A 14,407-nucleotide genomic window follows, 5' to 3' on the forward strand; every position below is an offset into this window, starting at 1 on the left:
CCCCCCCCCCCCCCCCCCCCCCCCCCCCCCCCCCCCCCCCCCCCCCCCCCCCCCTTTTCAAGCCGAAGACGGCATACGAGATCATGAGTACTGTCTCGTGGGCTCGGAGATGTGTATAAGAGACAGGGGTAGAACAAACCACCATTTACCAATATGCCTTGAATGCAGGCGTACAAAAATCATTGCTGAACAAGAAGATGAAGCTCAGGTTGAGTGTAGACGATATTTTTCTGACCAACCATTGGGAAGGCAAGCTCCAATATCAGAATGTAAACCTGCAGGTAGTAAACCGCTATACCAGCCGTAGGGCATCGTTTAGTCTCAGCTATAATTTTGGAAACCAGAATGTAAAATCGGCCCGTAACCGCAACACCGCCACCGACGATTTGAAGAATAGGGCCAATTAACCTGAAAAATCATGAAAACCAAAAAACTACTTTACCTAGGTCTCATTATGCCCTTCGTGTTTTGGGTAAGCATGGCCATTGCCGGCGAACTGCACGGCAACTATAATCCCTTTGTGCATACCGTAAGCGAACTGGGTGCCATTGGTGCAAATTCGGAAAGCTTTATGGCCATTGCCATGCTGTGTTGTGCAGTGATGACCCTATGCTTCGTTGTAGGCTTATGGCGTGTTTGCACGGAGATGGAAGTAAGCATTGTGCCTATTTTGGCTACGCCTGCCTGTGCAATCATGTTCGCCTGGACATCCATTTTCCATCTCGGACATCCATGGCATGAGGTAATTGGTTTTGTGCCCTTGTTGCTTTTTATCGGAGCATGGCTAAGCGTGTTGCTTTGGAAGTCACGGCAGCTGCAAAACCTGAGAAAGCTGTCGTTGCTAAGTTTTTTGATGATGGCCTTGATTTTTCTGCGCTTTGTTCCTTCGTTTCAACAGCATTTTCCAGGTCTGGTACAACGTTTTTTTCACCTGGGCTGGTCCATGTGGTTTGTGTCCATGGCCTTCAGCTTTATCAAATTACTCAATGCTAAATATAATTATGTTCCGGCTATTAACGACTAATGTTTAATTATTTAATATTGAAGCGATGAAAACAATAAGCAGATTTAGGTTGGTATTGCTCATCATCGGAGGCTTGCCAGGTATTTTGATGGTGCAAACCATGGTGCAGACTGAAAATACCAGCTTCGTCAAGAGCCAGGATCTTATCTTCGAATTTATAAAGGCGAACAAAAAAATAGCCAAAATAATTGCCTGCGAAAATGGAAGTTTTGCAGCAGAATTGAAACGAATTAAATAAAACAGATATGAAAAGAATATACTTAATGGTAGCCTTGGTTGCGGTATTGGCATCGGGCTGTAAATTTGGTGGCCATGCTGATAGCCAATCGATCAGCATTAGGAACACCAACGAAGGCTACAACTTTCAGGCTTCTTATCCCGAGCGGAAAAGCAAATACGTGGTCGACTACGTTGAGCGCACCTTAAAAGACGACCGTATTTTTGATGCGGCAGAAAAAAAGGATGCCGAAATCGTTTTAGGCGATGGTAGCCGGTTTTACCTGAAGGCTTATCCAGGCTATGTAGAAATCGATTTTAAGAAGAACAAAAACTCATTCACTTCCTACCAAAAGCTAAAAGAGCTGTGTGCAGGTGTAAAAGATACGCTTAAATAAGCCAAAAGCCCCAAAGCAATAGCTTCGGGGCTTTTTTATGAAAAAACTATTTGACCGTATAGTGGTAAACGGCTCTTCCCAGGTTGCCGCTTTTGTCGAGCCCCTCAACTACCACCCTGTAGGTTCCCCTGCCGTCGGCATTGAAAAACTCGAAGCTGGCATTGCCTTTTTCGTCGGTAATTACCTTAGGATTCCAATAAATGGTTGTTCTTAAGTCGTTGCTGTTGATTGGCGCGCCTGGCAGGTATTTTGGCGCATAAAACTCTCTTTCCTTGGCATATCCAGGTGGCGAATAGGTAATGATGTTGGTTTTGGGCAACATGTCCATCAGTTCTTGCTTGCTGATTTTTTTGCCCACAGGTGCCTTCTTGGTGTTGATTACCATTACACCGCGTGTTCCATAAAGACGATCTACGGTTCCCAGGTCATCCTTTAAGAAAATCTCTACCGATTCTACTTCTGCGGCGTTTACGCCATTGATGTCTCTGGCATCAACCGGGTTTCCATTGATGAAAACCTGAACCGGCGTTCGCGATCCCGAGTTGAAATCTCTCGAAACATAAAAATTCTCATTGTCGAAAGTGAGGCCAGTGGCCATTGTTTTCAAACATTGCAGCAACATTGTACAGCCCGAGCTAAAACGGTCGCCACTTAGCAAATGGTCGGGATTTGGACTAAGACCAGAAAGGGTTGCATGGTCGCTATGGCTTGGTTTTTTAATCGGAGCGCCTTTAATCTCTACGGTTTTTAAGGTGCGCAAATACCTGTACTGCTTTTGGCTGTTGTTCAGGTAGGCCGATAGTGTGGTGTCGATATTGGCCACCTCGTCTGCAATGTTGGGGTTTTTGGAAGGCGCAGGAGAGGGAACGCCATCGAGCATGATCATCATATTGGCCGAATTTGCATTGTACTTGGCGCTGATTACCACTTGCGATGAATCGGGAATGTTCAGGTTCTGGAAGTTGAACACGCCCATGTTGGTGGTTACGGTTTCGGCCGAAATCGGTTTTCCGGTTACCATTAAACGCATAGCGCCCTTTCTAATCGGCATACCGGTGCGGTCTCTCAGCGTGCCGGTAATGTTCATGCCTTGTTCTGGCAGCAGATTAACAATCGGATATTCGTCGGCCAGGATGGCTTTGTAAGAAAACCTGCGATAGCCTTGTGTGAGCATGAGCTTGTCTAAGTCAGCCAGTTTTTTCTCATCGGTTTTGATGAAGTAGTAATTTGGTTTTTCGATGTAGCCTTTAAGGTCGGAAGTGAGCAACAGCGAGCTCAAAATGGTGGTTTCGCTATTTTCGTCAACCGGTACTTTTTGTTCGTCGGTTACCGATACCGAAAAATCGCCGGCTACCGGGAGGCTGGCACTTTTGGCGTCGAGCGATATTTTTACTTTTTGGCGAGGCTTGTACAAGGGCAGATCGCTTTTTACGGTCAGGTTAAGGGCATTTGGATGGAGAATAAAAACCAAGCGTTCGCTCAAAGGCTTGCTGTTGGCATCGAACAAAGTAAGCTGCACAATACCCGATGGGAAATTGCCTTTGGGGATTTTGGTAATGATCACCTGGTTTTTGAGTGGCGCCTTGGCTGCATAGTAAACCACGTTCGAGTTTTGGGCCACTACAAAAAAAGTCTTGTCTTTGTTGGCTTCAAAATAAGGCGTATTGGCCAAAATCTTTAAATTAACAAATTCGGTATTCGAATTGATTACCTGCAGGCTAATGCCGCTGGCGCTTGCCTTTGGCAGTTCGTAGATACTGGTAGAGCCATCTTTAAAAGTGGCTTTGGCCTTGTAAACCTTGCCGGCTTCGGGTGTAATGAAAAACGAACCCATGCCTGCAAACGAACTGTTGAAAGCGGTAATCTCGTTGTTTTGGTCGTCGATAATGCTGCCTTTCACGTCGGCACCCAAACCAGAAGCCCTTACGGCCTTAAAGCCAACCTGATTCGGAATGCCTCCAACCAGTTCGCCTCCCTCCGGGAAAAACTGAAAATCGACCGTATTAACGCGCTGCTTCAAATCGAAACTTGCATTGGCGGTTTCTTTTTCGTTAATGCTGAGCGAGGTTATAATATTGCCCTTGGTAATGGGTTCGCCGTTTTTGCTGGTTACACTGATGGTAAGTACGCCGTTTTGGTCGGTAGTGCCCTTGCCTTTGGCAAATACGTCGTAATTAGAATAGACCTGCCAGTTGACCGTTTTGTTGGCATAGGCCTTTTTGGTCATGTCGCGAAATTGGATTTTGGCATTGGTCTTGATGTTTTTGTCGCTCTGCTCGTTGGTAAAGGAAATATTGGTAATGAGTTGCTTGTCAATCGCCTCGCCTATGGGGATGGTTTTGGTAAAGAAATAAGCGTTGTCGAAATTGGCCATCCACAGGGTATAGGCTCTTACATAATAATTGCCCTGTTTGTAGGTGTTCATATTCAGCGGAATATTGCCGTAAGCTACGCTGTTCCTAACCGGCAGCTTAACTGTTTGTACCAGTGAATCCTTGGCCGTCCACAGTTCTACATACACAATCTTGCTCAATGGCGAAGGTACATTCTGTTCGGTAGTTACATAGGCTTTGAACCAAACCGTGTCGGCCACTGCATAATAGGGCTTGTCAAAATGCACATAAACCTTTTCTATAGGTTGTTCGTCGGAAAGTCTTTTGGTTTTGCTAATGATATTGCTAAGGGCCACGCTGTCTTGCTGGGCACTGGCCGATAAATTAAATAGGAAGGTGGAAATCAGGAAGGCGAAAAGGATTTTGGTCAGTTTCATCAATTGTCGTACTTGTTGAATGTTCGCTAATATATTGATTATTGATGGATAGAAACTTATTGTAACTCATCTTTAACATATTTTTACAATAGGACCTGCCTGTGCAGGGTGGCGGATGTAGAGCGGCTGCGTTTGATCAATATTGGTGAAGTTTTCAAAATTTCGAAAGCTTAATCAAAAAAACGGACGACTGTAAACAATCGCCCGCTTTTTTATTGCCAATGGGATAAGCAATTTCTTCGGCAAATCCAAAGTCTGCCTTTTCAGCTATTTTATTTGAATTCGATTACAAAATCTGCAAGTGATTGACGTACTTTTTTCAAGCCCACTAACCAGTCGCCCGTTTCATCGCGGTAGCCCAAAGGCAACATTGTAACGCTGCGCAAATTCTTGGCTCTTAGACCCAGCAATTCGTCAACTTTGGCATTGTCGAAACCCTCCATCGGGGTAGCATCCACTTGAAGCAAGGCCGCTTGTGCAATAGCCATGCCAAAGCCGATGTAGGCCTGACGGGCAGCATGCTGGAAATTGAGTTCGGCTTCGCGGTCAACCAACATCCCTTTTAGGCGAGCAACATAGTCGGCAGTGGCCTCGGCCGGAACGCCGCGCTCTTGGTTGGTTCTGTTAAATACCTCGTCAATGTTCTCATGGGTATAGTTGTCCCAAGCCGCAAAAACCAATAGATGCGACGAGTCTACAATTTGTGATTGGTTAAAGGCGTGTGGCAACAAGGCTTGTTTAAGTTCGGGGTTGGTTACCACGATTACCTTGAATGGCTGCAAGCCGGATGAAGTTGGCGCCAAGCGGGCGGCTTCTAAAATAAGGTCTACTTTTTCTTGCGGTACCGCTTGTCCGTTCATTTTTTTGGTGGCATAGCGCCAGTTCAATGCTTCTATTAATTCCATTGTATTATTCTAATTTTTATGTGATTTTTTAATTGTTGATGTTCATGATAAAGCCCTGTATGGCATCTTGCAGCACTTTTTGCTGCAGTTCATCGGGGGCAGCGGTAAGGTTGATCATGTTGATGGAGCTTAGTCCATGGAGGATCGACCAAAAAGTGTGGAACTTTAAAGTGGTTTGGGGGCTGCATTCGCCTCCCTGCAGCTGTTTGAGGGCAGCAATGATGATGTCGCCAAAGCGGCCAATTTCGGCTATTTCTTTAGCGCGATCACAATTGGGTACGCCCAGGCCAAACATAATCTGGTAGTATTCGCGGTGCGAAAGGGCAAACTCGTAATAAGCTATGGCAATGAGCTTAAGTTGTTGCGCCGGATCGGCCGATTGTGCCTTTGCGGCCAGAGCGGCATCGCCCAAAAGGATAAAGCCATGCCTGATAAAATCCTCCATAATGGCATCCTTGTTTTCGAAATGGTTGTAAACCACGGGCAGGCTGTAGCCTATTACATCGGCAATTTTGCGGATAGAAACCGCAGTCCAGCCCTCTTTGAGCATAATGGCGCGGGCGGCTTCCAAAATGGATTCCTTCTGTTGCTCGCGCTGTTTTAACCGACGTTCTGTAACTGCCATTTAATAAAAAGTTAACACTGTTAGCAAAAGTAGAATGCCTTGTTCAAAACTGAAACATCTAAAATGGTTTATGACCAAAAAATGATAGGAAAAAGGGTGAGGTAAAAACATTTGCTGCCTAATGACGTTTAAATATTATACTATGCAAGCATAATGAATATGCTTGTTCCTAAATTCTCATCGTTATGAAAAAGCTTGTATTGATTGCTACATTATTAGCAGGAGCGTCTCTCTCTACTTTTGCCCAGGAAGGAAGGGGGTTTTACCTTAAGCCAACTGGAAGCTACTTTTTAAAGGTTACCCCGGTAGAATTCCCGAATGTGGGCTCGTTGCAGCCACGTGATTATGTGTTTTCGATCAACCCTTCGTCGGGTGCACAGACGCGGATTTCTGAAAGCACCATAACAGGGTCGTTTGGCCAGGGCTGGCGTGCCGGTTTAACGGGAGGTTTCAGGTTCAATAATGTTGTGGCGGTCGAATTGGGCGTGAATTATTTCCAAAGCGAGAAAAACACCATGGCCAAGCAAACGGGCTACATCGGCAATAACCGCGTATTGGCACTAGAGGCTGTTGGACAGGTTTCGGCATTGGATTTAACTCCGAGCCTGGTTTTCCACTTGCCAACGCAAATGAAATTTAAGCCTTATCTCAAAATGGGAGCGGTAGTTCCCGTATATGGCTACCTAGATATCAATACTACGGCCAGCGACCAAACCGGTACCATTGCCAAAACCGTAAACCCTAACTTTGTGGCCATTGAGCTTACCCGTTCTGAAAGGGTAAAACCTAAGCCAACGCTCGGCTTTATAGGCGCGGCGGGCTTTAATTACCCCATTGGTAAAAACATCAGCTTCTTTAGCGAAATCGAATATCGAAACGTATCGGTAAACAGCGATAGCAAAGAAGTTAAAAGCTTTAACGCTACCGGAACCTTGGCCAACGGAACCAAGGTAAACGTTGGGCTAAACGATTTGCCAACCGCGGTAAGGGAAACCAATTACCACAAAACGCTAACGCCAAGCTCTAATGTAGCGGGTACGGCAAATTACAATCCGAACCAACCCAGCGACGACTTGAAATCCTATATCAACATTGGGGGATTGGGCTTGAACGTGGGCTTGAAAATAGGAATATAGATTGCGCTTTTCCTGACCTGGATTTGCTAACAATAACAAAAAAGCCTCTTCTTGATTTAGATCAGGATGAGGCTTTTTACTTTAACCATTAAGCTAATTGAGCTTGGTTGTTTCGTGTGGCCGTGTTTAGGCTTTTGAATGGCGTAAGCCTGAATGGTTCAACCCAGAACTTCCCACGATTTAATGTTTCAGCTTTGCTTTGAACAGCTTTTCCAGTTTTTCCATTTTGGGTAAGATCACCAGTCGGCAGTAAGGCGCTTCGCCATTTTTCAGGTAATAGTCTTGGTGGTAGTTCTCGGCCACATAAAAAGGCTGGGCCTTGGCAATTTCGGTTACTACTGGTTTGCCAAAGGCATTGGCTTTGTTCAACTCTGCCTTATATTTTTCGGCAATTTCTTTTTGCTCGTTGTTATGGTAAAAAATAACCGAGCGGTATTGGGTGCCCACGTCGGCACCTTGCCTGTTCAGGGTGGTGGCATCGTGGCTTTTCCAGAAAATTTCCAGTAGTTCGTCGTAGCTTATTTTTGCCGGATCGTATTCCATTTCAATAACCTCGGCATGGTTGGTGGTTCCGGTACATACCTCTTCGTAGGTAGGGTTGGCAATATCGCCACCCTCATAGCCCGACTTTACGTTCGATACGCCGTTTAATCGCTGGAATAAAGCTTCGGAGCACCAAAAACAGCCCATGCCAAAAGTGGCTTTCAGGGTTTTTGGTTTTTGGGCGTTTGCATCTTGCATAGATAGGAGGATTAGTGCCATAATGGTTAGGTATTTCATCTGATGAAAATATAATGTACGCAATGTTTAGTAAGTATACGTAAAAGGATGCATTAAAGTTTTTTAAATCAAAAAATGTACTTCTTGCTGACAAAAGCCGGAATTGCGCTGAACTTTCAGATTTGTTAATAACTTAACAAATTGTTTTGTAAATTGTTAGCTGGTAAAAATGGGCAGGTTCAAACTTTATTAACATATCTTTTCTAAATTTAAATATTCATTAAAATTAAAATCATATGTCTACACCGTATATTCCATGCCTAGATTTGGGCACCTACATTAATGGAAACGAGGAGCAACGCAAAAAGTTCTCCGACGAACTGGGAAGAGCCTTCAACGACTCGGGCTTTGTAACCATTACCAACCATGGCGTAAGTCAGGAATTGATTGACAAGCTGTACGAAAACATTAAAGCGGTTTTTGCCCTTCCGGTAGAAACCAAACGCAAATACGAAAAGCCTGAACTGGCCGGCCAGCGTGGCTACACCAGTGCAGGCAAGGAAACTGCAAAAGGCGCTAAAACTGCCGATTTGAAAGAGTTCTGGCAAATTGGCCAGGAAGTATCTGATGGGGATCCGATTAAAAAAGAATATCCTGATAATGAAGTGCTGGAGGAGTTGCCTGAATTTAACCAGGTTACCCGCGAAATTTATGTAAAGCTGGAAGAAAACGGCAAACACCTGTTAAGAGCCATTGCCACTTATTTAGGTTTGCCAATCGATTATTTTGACAAACATGTACACAATGGTAACTCTATTTTAAGGGGTATCCATTATTTTCCTATCGAAAACCCCGATTCGTTGCCTGATGATGCGGTTCGTGCTGGTGCCCATGAGGATATTAACCTGATTACCTTGCTGATTGGTGCCAGTGCCGATGGACTTGAGGTATTGACCAGAAGCAACGAATGGTTGCCAATTAAGGCCCACCATACCGATATTGTGGTAAACGTTGGCGATATGTTGCAACGCTTAACCAATAACAAGCTGAAATCTACCACGCACAGGGTAGTTAATCCGCCAAGAGAGCTGATGAAGACCTCGCGTTTCTCGGTGCCATTCTTCTTGCATCCGCGTTCTGATATGGACTTGACCAGCTTGCCGTCAACCATTGATGCCGAGCACCCGAAAGTGTACAGCGATATGACCGCAGGCGAGTATCTGGATGAGCGCTTGAGAGAAATTGGACTAAAAAAATAATCCATTCAAAAATAAAAAAGGCAGCTGTCTGAATAGTCAGCTGCCTTTTTTTATGGCGTAGATCTTGTGGCTCGACGATGCTAGTTTTGCAACAGGCTTCTAACCGATACTTGCGGAGTTTCGCCTTTGGGTACAATAAAAATAGCATCGCTTTGCAGGGTTTGGCCGGCATCAAAATAATAGCCTGCCACTACGGTCATGGTTTGGCTCACAAATTTGCCGTCTTTGTCTTTGCCCGGATAAGTAACCGTAATCATGTGCGCTTTCATGCCTACGTCTAGCTTTTTCGAAGTTAGCCTGGCACCAGTTGCATTTAAGCAGTTCAGTTCCACAATTTTGCTTTTAAGCGCTGCCGATAAGTCGCTCGCGGAAGCCAACCTGACGTTAAATGATTTTGGGCTGTTGTTTTTTACGGTGGCCACCACTTTGTAGCGGTCAAAGCTTTGGTCTTTTACCTCGATGCTTTCTTTGTTAATAATGTTGAAGGTTACGGAGATGCCGTTGAGGTCTAGGGTTTGGCCATCTTTAAGCTGCTGAGCCTTTGAAGCATTAATAAAGCCCGTAACCAGTAAGGCTAAAATAAAAACAGTCTTTTTCATGAAGGGATGATTTTAAGGGTTGAAAAGGTAGTTGAAGATAAGCGTTTTTTATGATTTTTGCCACGCCTGTCCCAAAGCCTGCAACTTAAATTTCAAAAGCCTTTCTGATTTCGTTGGCATAAGAACGGCTCGATTTTAGCCTGATTTCCTGTGCCCCCTTCATGATAAATACAAAAGCGCCATTAAAGCTTCGCCTGATTTCGGCAACCTGATTGTTGTTGATGATGATGCTCCGGTGTATGCGCATAAAATCTTCGCCCAATTTTTCTTCCAGCGCTTTTAACGTAAAATCGGTAATGTATTTTTTGTGGTCGTTGGTATAGATGAAAACATATTTCTCATCGGCTTCCACGTAATTGATGTCGGCTATTTTGATTAATACAAAACGCTCGCCAATTTGCAGGCTCAGCGTAGTCGCTTTTTTGGCGGGTTCGTTAAACGCAAGTTGCCTGATGGCCTCAAAGTCGTTTTTAATGACGTTTTTCTGTAGTTTCTGAATGGTTTTTGCCAACCGGTCTGCTTCAATGGGCTTTAACAAATAGTCGATGGAGTTTTCTTCAAAAGCCCTAATGGCATATTGATCGTAGGCCGTCGCAAAAATAACGATGGGGTGGAACTCCAATTTGTCGAGCATCTCAAAGCCATTGAGCATGGGCATTTCGATATCCAGGAAAATAACATCGGGCTTTAAGAGGTTGATCAGTTCGGCCCCTTCTTCGCCGTTGGCGGCTTCGCCTATAATGACGATAGCATCGGTATAAGCAGCCAGCAACCTGCGCAGTCGGCTTCTGGCTAGGGGTTCGTCGTCTATGATTAAGGTTTTAAACATGGGCTAAAGGTATTTTAATCTGAACCATTTTTTGAGGACTGTTGATGAGCTCCACTTTGCCATGGGCCCCATAGAGCAGCTGTATTTTGTCGAAAGTGCTTTGCAAGCCATATCCCAACACTAAATCGGAGGCAAAAGGTTGGCCGTTATCGGCTACTTGAATAACCAAATCAGTAACCTCGGCAAAAACATCAACTGCTAAGCGGCCGTTTGCGGCGTTGTATTTGAGGCCGTGTTTTAAGGCATTCTCTACCAAAGGCTGGATCAAAAACCTGGGAATTTTAGTCGTATATAACCCGGCTCCAATGTTGACCTCAAAGGTAACCCTGTTTCCAAAACGTATCTTTTCTATTTCGAGGTAAAGGCTAAGCAATTCGGCTTCTTCCCTAATGCTCACCAGGTTTTCTTGGCTCTGGTTAATGCTGTAACGGAAAAGCTTGGAGAGCTTAATGGTCATTTCTTCGGCCTGATCTGGATTGTCTTTGATAAGGCCTGCAATAGAATTTAAGGCATTATATAAAAAATGCGGATTGATCTTCGCCTGCAGGGCCTCTAGTTCGGCATTCGACCTCAACTCGTTCATTTTATGCAACTCGAGCTCTTTTTGGTTCAGCTTGTTTGCCTGAAGGGCTTTCCGGTAAATGTCTACATAAATGAGCGTACAAACCACCAATACCAAAATTGAATCGAAGAGATAGTCTTTGGTGTGTGGAAACTGGCTTTCCCAGTTGTAAAAATAGCCCAGCACCAAATAGGTCAGTTCTACGGCGATAATCATGCCCGCAAAACTAATCAGGTAATAGATCGTAAAATTGCGCCATACGTTTTCCCAGTTGCGCAATAGCTTGGTAGAGGTAGCAAAATGGACCATGTTGGCAATGGTGAGCGAAATGCTGGTGCTAAAGGTGAGACTGGCAATAAGGTATTCGATAGGTTTTAAGGCATTAGCTATAGCCGATTGCGTAACATAGACCAAAAGTCCAAGCACAAGGCCAATGAGGCCATATTTGATATTGGTTCGCAACCAGCTTTTTCTGCACCGGGTTAACATATTGCAAATTGGCGATTTTTTTAAAGATATTGGGCTAATAATTGTGCAGTTCTTGCCATGCCCCAATTGGGCGATAAATCGTTTGCGGGCTTAAATGCCTCAAATTTTTGTTTGGCCATTTCTAAAATGGGTTTGGCGACGGCCTTTCCGCCTCCAAAATTTTCTGGCGTGTAAAATGTATTCTGTCCCTTGATGAGGTAAATGCGCGGGTTTTCCGGATTAAGCGCCTGTGCTTTTTCCAATGCCGCTTTAGAAGCGGCCACAAAATGGAGACGGTTCATCGGGTCGATAGATACTTTCATGTACTGCACATAACCACGTAAGGCATAAACTTCGTCGTTGCTGCCGGTTATCTTTTCGGCTTTGTCCAGCAATTGAAGCGCAAGGTCGAAAAAAGCATCCTTCTCTTTGGCATTGGCTTCGCTCAAGCCGCCCATCAAGTTGGCATAAGAGGCGTAATACAAAGGCAGCCAAGCCTTGGGCTCGGCATCGGCAATTCTGTTAAACGCGGCAGCCTGGGTAATAAAATCGCTCTTTTCCTGTGCTTTGTTTAGCAGGGCAATCGCATTTTGCATGGCCTTCACATAAGGTGTGTTTTGGGCTTTGGCTAGGGTTGTAAAAGCCAATAAGCTGAATAAAATGATCAGGTTTTTCATCATGATTTGATTTTTGGTAAGTGAGTGGTTTAGTTGTAAAAAGTATTGTCGCCTATGGTGATGATCAGGCCCAGTATGATATTTCTTTTGGTTGAGGGCGTAATGGGCGTCCGGACAGTTCCGTCGGCGGTATAGTTATAGCCGTATATTTGTCGAAGACCCAAAACATTGCCCACATTTACATAAACTACCGCCAGTTGCTTGAACAAGGTGGTGATGTAGTTCGCATTTACGCTGATGTCGTGGTAATTCGGACTTTTATCTGCCAAAAAATGCGGGTTTTTGGGGTTGTAATAGGTCCTTCCGGTGGCAAAAACATAGCCGGCATTAAGCTGGGTCTTGATATCGCCGAAGTATTTTCTGTAAAAGATATTAAAGGTATGTTTAGAGGCAAAGCCTGGTGTGGCCAATGTAGGGTAGTCCAGGTAGTTTCTTTTGGTGTCGAGAAACGAGTAGCCAATGCGGTATTCGGAATCCTTCATGCTTTCTTTGTCCCGCCAAAACAAGTCAAAGCCTTTGGCATAGCCATCTCCGTTGTTGTTGAAAAGGCCATCCGCCGTTTTGATTAAATGGCCATAGGCTTTAAAATAGGCTTCGAATCTGAAGTTATAGCCCGATTTTTTGTATTCGAAATTCCCTACGTAACTGTCGGCGGTTTGGAAATCTAATTTTGAACGCAACAAGTATTCATCGGCTGGCGATTGGAAATAACGGCCATAACCGAGGCCAGCTTGCGTGTAACTGTTCAGTTTATAGGTGCACGAAATTCTTGGAGAGAGGTTGGATTTTGCCAGATAGGAAGAGTATTCGCCCCTTAATCCGGCCCGAATGGCCAATTTTCTGCTCAGGTATAGGTCTGTTTCTGCAAAAACGGCAGACAATTGGTCTTGGTAGCTTCGAGATAGCCCGTTGAGCGATTCTCCCCGATTGGTATAAAATGTTTCAGCCCCAAAACGGATCAAAGATAATTTGCCGACATTGTGTATTGCAACGGCACGCAATTGCAGCAATTGGTCTAAACGCTGTACATTTCCAAGCTGTATTTTGATGTCATCTTTGGTGTAGCTGTAAGCAATGCCGGTTTCTAATCTCCATAACGGCGATAGTGCATCTTGATAAGTGGTATTGAGGTAGGAATTTTTATTGTGTACGACCGCAAAATCATTCATGCTGTTTGGGGTGGCGCGGTTTAGCCCGAGTTTCGAATCGCTGTAGTCCATATAGTATTTGAACATGCCGGTTTCGCCAATGCGGTGCATAAATTGGGCACCTATGGCTGCTGTTGCCGGGGGCTTGATCCAGTCTATTTGCGAGGGGTTTAAGTAAGTATAGTTTGGTTTAAGGTTATAATAGCTGCCTGTTAAAACCAGTCCGCTGTTTTTTAAGTTGATGTTTTGCTGGGCTTCAACACCTACCGAAAGCAAGCGGAGTGTGGTGCTTGTTTTTTCGGGGATGTTATTGGTTTGGAGCGATAAAACAGAAGACAGTGCCTGCCCAAACTGTGCCGCATAGCCACTTGTAGAAAAATCGGTACTCCTAAAGTTGAAAGCCGATAAACGGGCCCGCGATGAGAGCCCCTGCACCTGGGCATTGATGGGATTTTTCATGAGCATGCCATCGATAAAAGTTTTGGTTTCTGCGGTAGAGCCTCCGCGAACCAGCAGGCCGCTTTCGCCAAAAGCCATTTGTGCGCCGGGCAGGGTTTGCATGGCGCCAAAGATATCGGCGGCCATGCCCGGCGTTGTGGCAATATCGAGGGCGTTTAACGAAATTCCTTTTCCCTGAATGCCCGAAACGAAGCTTCCTATGCCAATGGTCACGGTATTCAACGAATTTGATTTTTCGGTTAAGCGGAATTGCAATGAGTCAACAGGTTTGTTTAGATCAACCGTCAGGCTATCGGTTTCGTAACCCATTGCCTTAACCAATAGGGTTTTAAGGCCTCTTTCGCTGGTTGTAAAATGGAATTTTCCCGTACTGTCGGCCGTCGTGCCATCATAGCTGCCCTTAATGCCAACAGAAGCAAAAGGAACGGCTTTATGAGTAATGGTTGTAACATTTCCCTTAATCCTAACTTGAGCGGCCGAGTTGCCAGGTGTCCATAAGGAAATAGGCAAGAAGCTGAGCAAAAAGTAAAGCCTTTGACATTTCATGCCTCAAATTTGGCGCTGAAGAGGCTTTTTGCACAGCGATTTCCGACGAGCGGTTGTTTTTTAGCG

General features: G+C 44.9%; 15 protein-coding genes. 6 read left to right on the forward strand and 9 right to left on the reverse strand.

From position 1 onward, the window contains the following. Positions 1-158 precede the first annotated feature (158 nt). Genes JHD69_RS06995 through JHD69_RS07010 form a run of 4 tightly spaced genes read left to right on the forward strand, consistent with a single transcriptional unit; the run spans position 159 to position 1,638 of the window. Positions 159-407 carry an outer membrane beta-barrel protein gene (locus JHD69_RS06995; protein WP_199138731.1) on the forward strand — a complete coding sequence of 83 codons (249 nt, stop codon included), beginning with the start codon at positions 159-161 and terminating at the stop codon, positions 405-407. Positions 408-418: 11 nt separating this feature from the next. Further along, on the forward strand, positions 419-1,024 hold the full coding sequence (locus JHD69_RS07000; RefSeq protein ID WP_199138733.1) for a DUF998 domain-containing protein: 606 nt from the start codon (positions 419-421) through the stop codon (positions 1,022-1,024). A gap of 25 nt (positions 1,025-1,049) precedes the next feature. After that, positions 1,050-1,262 (forward strand): hypothetical protein, encoded by a 213-nt coding sequence (locus JHD69_RS07005; RefSeq protein ID WP_199138735.1) that lies wholly within the window; start codon positions 1,050-1,052, stop codon positions 1,260-1,262. A 7-nt stretch (positions 1,263-1,269) separates the two neighbouring features. After that, complete coding sequence (locus JHD69_RS07010) at positions 1,270-1,638, forward strand: hypothetical protein (protein WP_199138737.1); 369 nt, start codon at positions 1,270-1,272, stop codon at positions 1,636-1,638. 46 nt (positions 1,639-1,684) lie between these two features. Here JHD69_RS07010 and JHD69_RS07015 read toward each other — a convergent pair whose 3' ends face one another. The 3 genes from JHD69_RS07015 to JHD69_RS07025 all read right to left on the reverse strand — a co-directional run bounded on the left by JHD69_RS07015 (position 1,685) and on the right by JHD69_RS07025 (position 5,938). Next, the gene (locus tag JHD69_RS07015) at positions 1,685-4,408 is read right to left on the reverse strand and encodes a carboxypeptidase regulatory-like domain-containing protein (protein ID WP_199138739.1); all 2,724 of its coding nucleotides are present in this window, start codon (positions 4,406-4,408) and stop codon (positions 1,685-1,687) included. A 272-nt stretch (positions 4,409-4,680) separates the two neighbouring features. Beyond that, positions 4,681-5,313, reverse strand: coding sequence for an NAD(P)H-dependent oxidoreductase (locus JHD69_RS07020; RefSeq protein WP_199138741.1), 633 nt, complete (start codon positions 5,311-5,313; stop codon positions 4,681-4,683). Between the two features lie 28 nt (positions 5,314-5,341). Next, positions 5,342-5,938, reverse strand: coding sequence for a TetR/AcrR family transcriptional regulator (locus JHD69_RS07025; RefSeq protein ID WP_199138743.1), 597 nt, complete (start codon positions 5,936-5,938; stop codon positions 5,342-5,344). 185 nt (positions 5,939-6,123) lie between these two features. On the opposite strand from JHD69_RS07025, the gene JHD69_RS07030 reads away from it, so the two are divergent. Next, positions 6,124-7,074, forward strand: a complete 951-nt coding sequence (locus JHD69_RS07030) for an outer membrane beta-barrel protein (protein ID WP_199138744.1) — start codon at positions 6,124-6,126, stop codon at positions 7,072-7,074. Positions 7,075-7,254: 180 nt separating this feature from the next. Here JHD69_RS07030 and msrA read toward each other — a convergent pair whose 3' ends face one another. Further along, on the reverse strand, positions 7,255-7,854 hold the full coding sequence (msrA, locus tag JHD69_RS07035; RefSeq protein ID WP_199138747.1) for a peptide-methionine (S)-S-oxide reductase MsrA: 600 nt from the start codon (positions 7,852-7,854) through the stop codon (positions 7,255-7,257). Between the two features lie 236 nt (positions 7,855-8,090). On the opposite strand from msrA, the gene JHD69_RS07040 reads away from it, so the two are divergent. Continuing rightward, on the forward strand, positions 8,091-9,053 hold the full coding sequence (locus JHD69_RS07040) for an isopenicillin N synthase family dioxygenase (protein WP_199138749.1): 963 nt from the start codon (positions 8,091-8,093) through the stop codon (positions 9,051-9,053). A gap of 80 nt (positions 9,054-9,133) precedes the next feature. Here the strand turns inward: JHD69_RS07040 and JHD69_RS07045 are convergent, their stop codons facing one another. The 5 genes from JHD69_RS07045 to JHD69_RS07065 form a co-directional block, all read right to left on the reverse strand. Further along, a complete protein-coding gene (locus JHD69_RS07045; protein WP_199138750.1) occupies positions 9,134-9,652 on the reverse strand; it encodes a hypothetical protein in 519 nt (172 codons plus the stop codon). Between the two features lie 85 nt (positions 9,653-9,737). Then, complete coding sequence (locus JHD69_RS07050; protein ID WP_199138751.1) at positions 9,738-10,481, reverse strand: LytR/AlgR family response regulator transcription factor; 744 nt, start codon at positions 10,479-10,481, stop codon at positions 9,738-9,740. After that, entirely contained in the window at positions 10,474-11,532 is a 1,059-nt protein-coding gene (locus JHD69_RS07055; protein WP_233165753.1) for a sensor histidine kinase, read from the reverse strand. Before JHD69_RS07055 ends, JHD69_RS07050 begins: the two co-directional genes overlap by 8 nt. Before the next feature lie 20 nt (positions 11,533-11,552). Beyond that, entirely contained in the window at positions 11,553-12,188 is a 636-nt protein-coding gene (locus JHD69_RS07060; RefSeq protein WP_199138753.1) for a hypothetical protein, read from the reverse strand. 29 nt (positions 12,189-12,217) lie between these two features. Next, positions 12,218-14,341 (reverse strand): TonB-dependent receptor, encoded by a 2,124-nt coding sequence (locus tag JHD69_RS07065; protein ID WP_199138754.1) that lies wholly within the window; start codon positions 14,339-14,341, stop codon positions 12,218-12,220. Positions 14,342-14,407: the final 66 nt, after the last annotated feature.

The sequence above is a fragment of the Pedobacter sp. ASV12 genome, from assembly GCF_016429155.1.
Lineage (GTDB): Bacteria > Bacteroidota > Bacteroidia > Sphingobacteriales > Sphingobacteriaceae > Pedobacter.

What these genes read in the sequence shown, in the direction of transcription:
- JHD69_RS07000 (WP_199138733.1), top strand. Translation starts at nt 419, where the DNA reads ATGAAAACCAAAAAACTACTTTACCTAGGTCTCATTATGCCCTTCGTG.
- JHD69_RS07005 (WP_199138735.1), top strand. Translation starts at nt 1,050, where the DNA reads ATGAAAACAATAAGCAGATTTAGGTTGGTATTGCTCATCATCGGAGGC.
- JHD69_RS07010 (WP_199138737.1), top strand. Translation starts at nt 1,270, where the DNA reads ATGAAAAGAATATACTTAATGGTAGCCTTGGTTGCGGTATTGGCATCG.
- JHD69_RS07015 (WP_199138739.1), bottom strand. Translation starts at nt 4,408, where the DNA reads ATGAAACTGACCAAAATCCTTTTCGCCTTCCTGATTTCCACCTTCCTA.
- JHD69_RS07020 (WP_199138741.1), bottom strand. Translation starts at nt 5,313, where the DNA reads ATGGAATTAATAGAAGCATTGAACTGGCGCTATGCCACCAAAAAAATG.
- JHD69_RS07025 (WP_199138743.1), bottom strand. Translation starts at nt 5,938, where the DNA reads ATGGCAGTTACAGAACGTCGGTTAAAACAGCGCGAGCAACAGAAGGAA.
- JHD69_RS07030 (WP_199138744.1), top strand. Translation starts at nt 6,124, where the DNA reads ATGAAAAAGCTTGTATTGATTGCTACATTATTAGCAGGAGCGTCTCTC.
- msrA (WP_199138747.1), bottom strand. Translation starts at nt 7,854, where the DNA reads ATGAAATACCTAACCATTATGGCACTAATCCTCCTATCTATGCAAGAT.
- JHD69_RS07040 (WP_199138749.1), top strand. Translation starts at nt 8,091, where the DNA reads ATGTCTACACCGTATATTCCATGCCTAGATTTGGGCACCTACATTAAT.
- JHD69_RS07045 (WP_199138750.1), bottom strand. Translation starts at nt 9,652, where the DNA reads ATGAAAAAGACTGTTTTTATTTTAGCCTTACTGGTTACGGGCTTTATT.
- JHD69_RS07050 (WP_199138751.1), bottom strand. Translation starts at nt 10,481, where the DNA reads ATGTTTAAAACCTTAATCATAGACGACGAACCCCTAGCCAGAAGCCGA.
- JHD69_RS07055 (WP_233165753.1), bottom strand. Translation starts at nt 11,532, where the DNA reads ATGTTAACCCGGTGCAGAAAAAGCTGGTTGCGAACCAATATCAAATAT.
- JHD69_RS07060 (WP_199138753.1), bottom strand. Translation starts at nt 12,188, where the DNA reads ATGAAAAACCTGATCATTTTATTCAGCTTATTGGCTTTTACAACCCTA.
- JHD69_RS07065 (WP_199138754.1), bottom strand. Translation starts at nt 14,341, where the DNA reads ATGAAATGTCAAAGGCTTTACTTTTTGCTCAGCTTCTTGCCTATTTCC.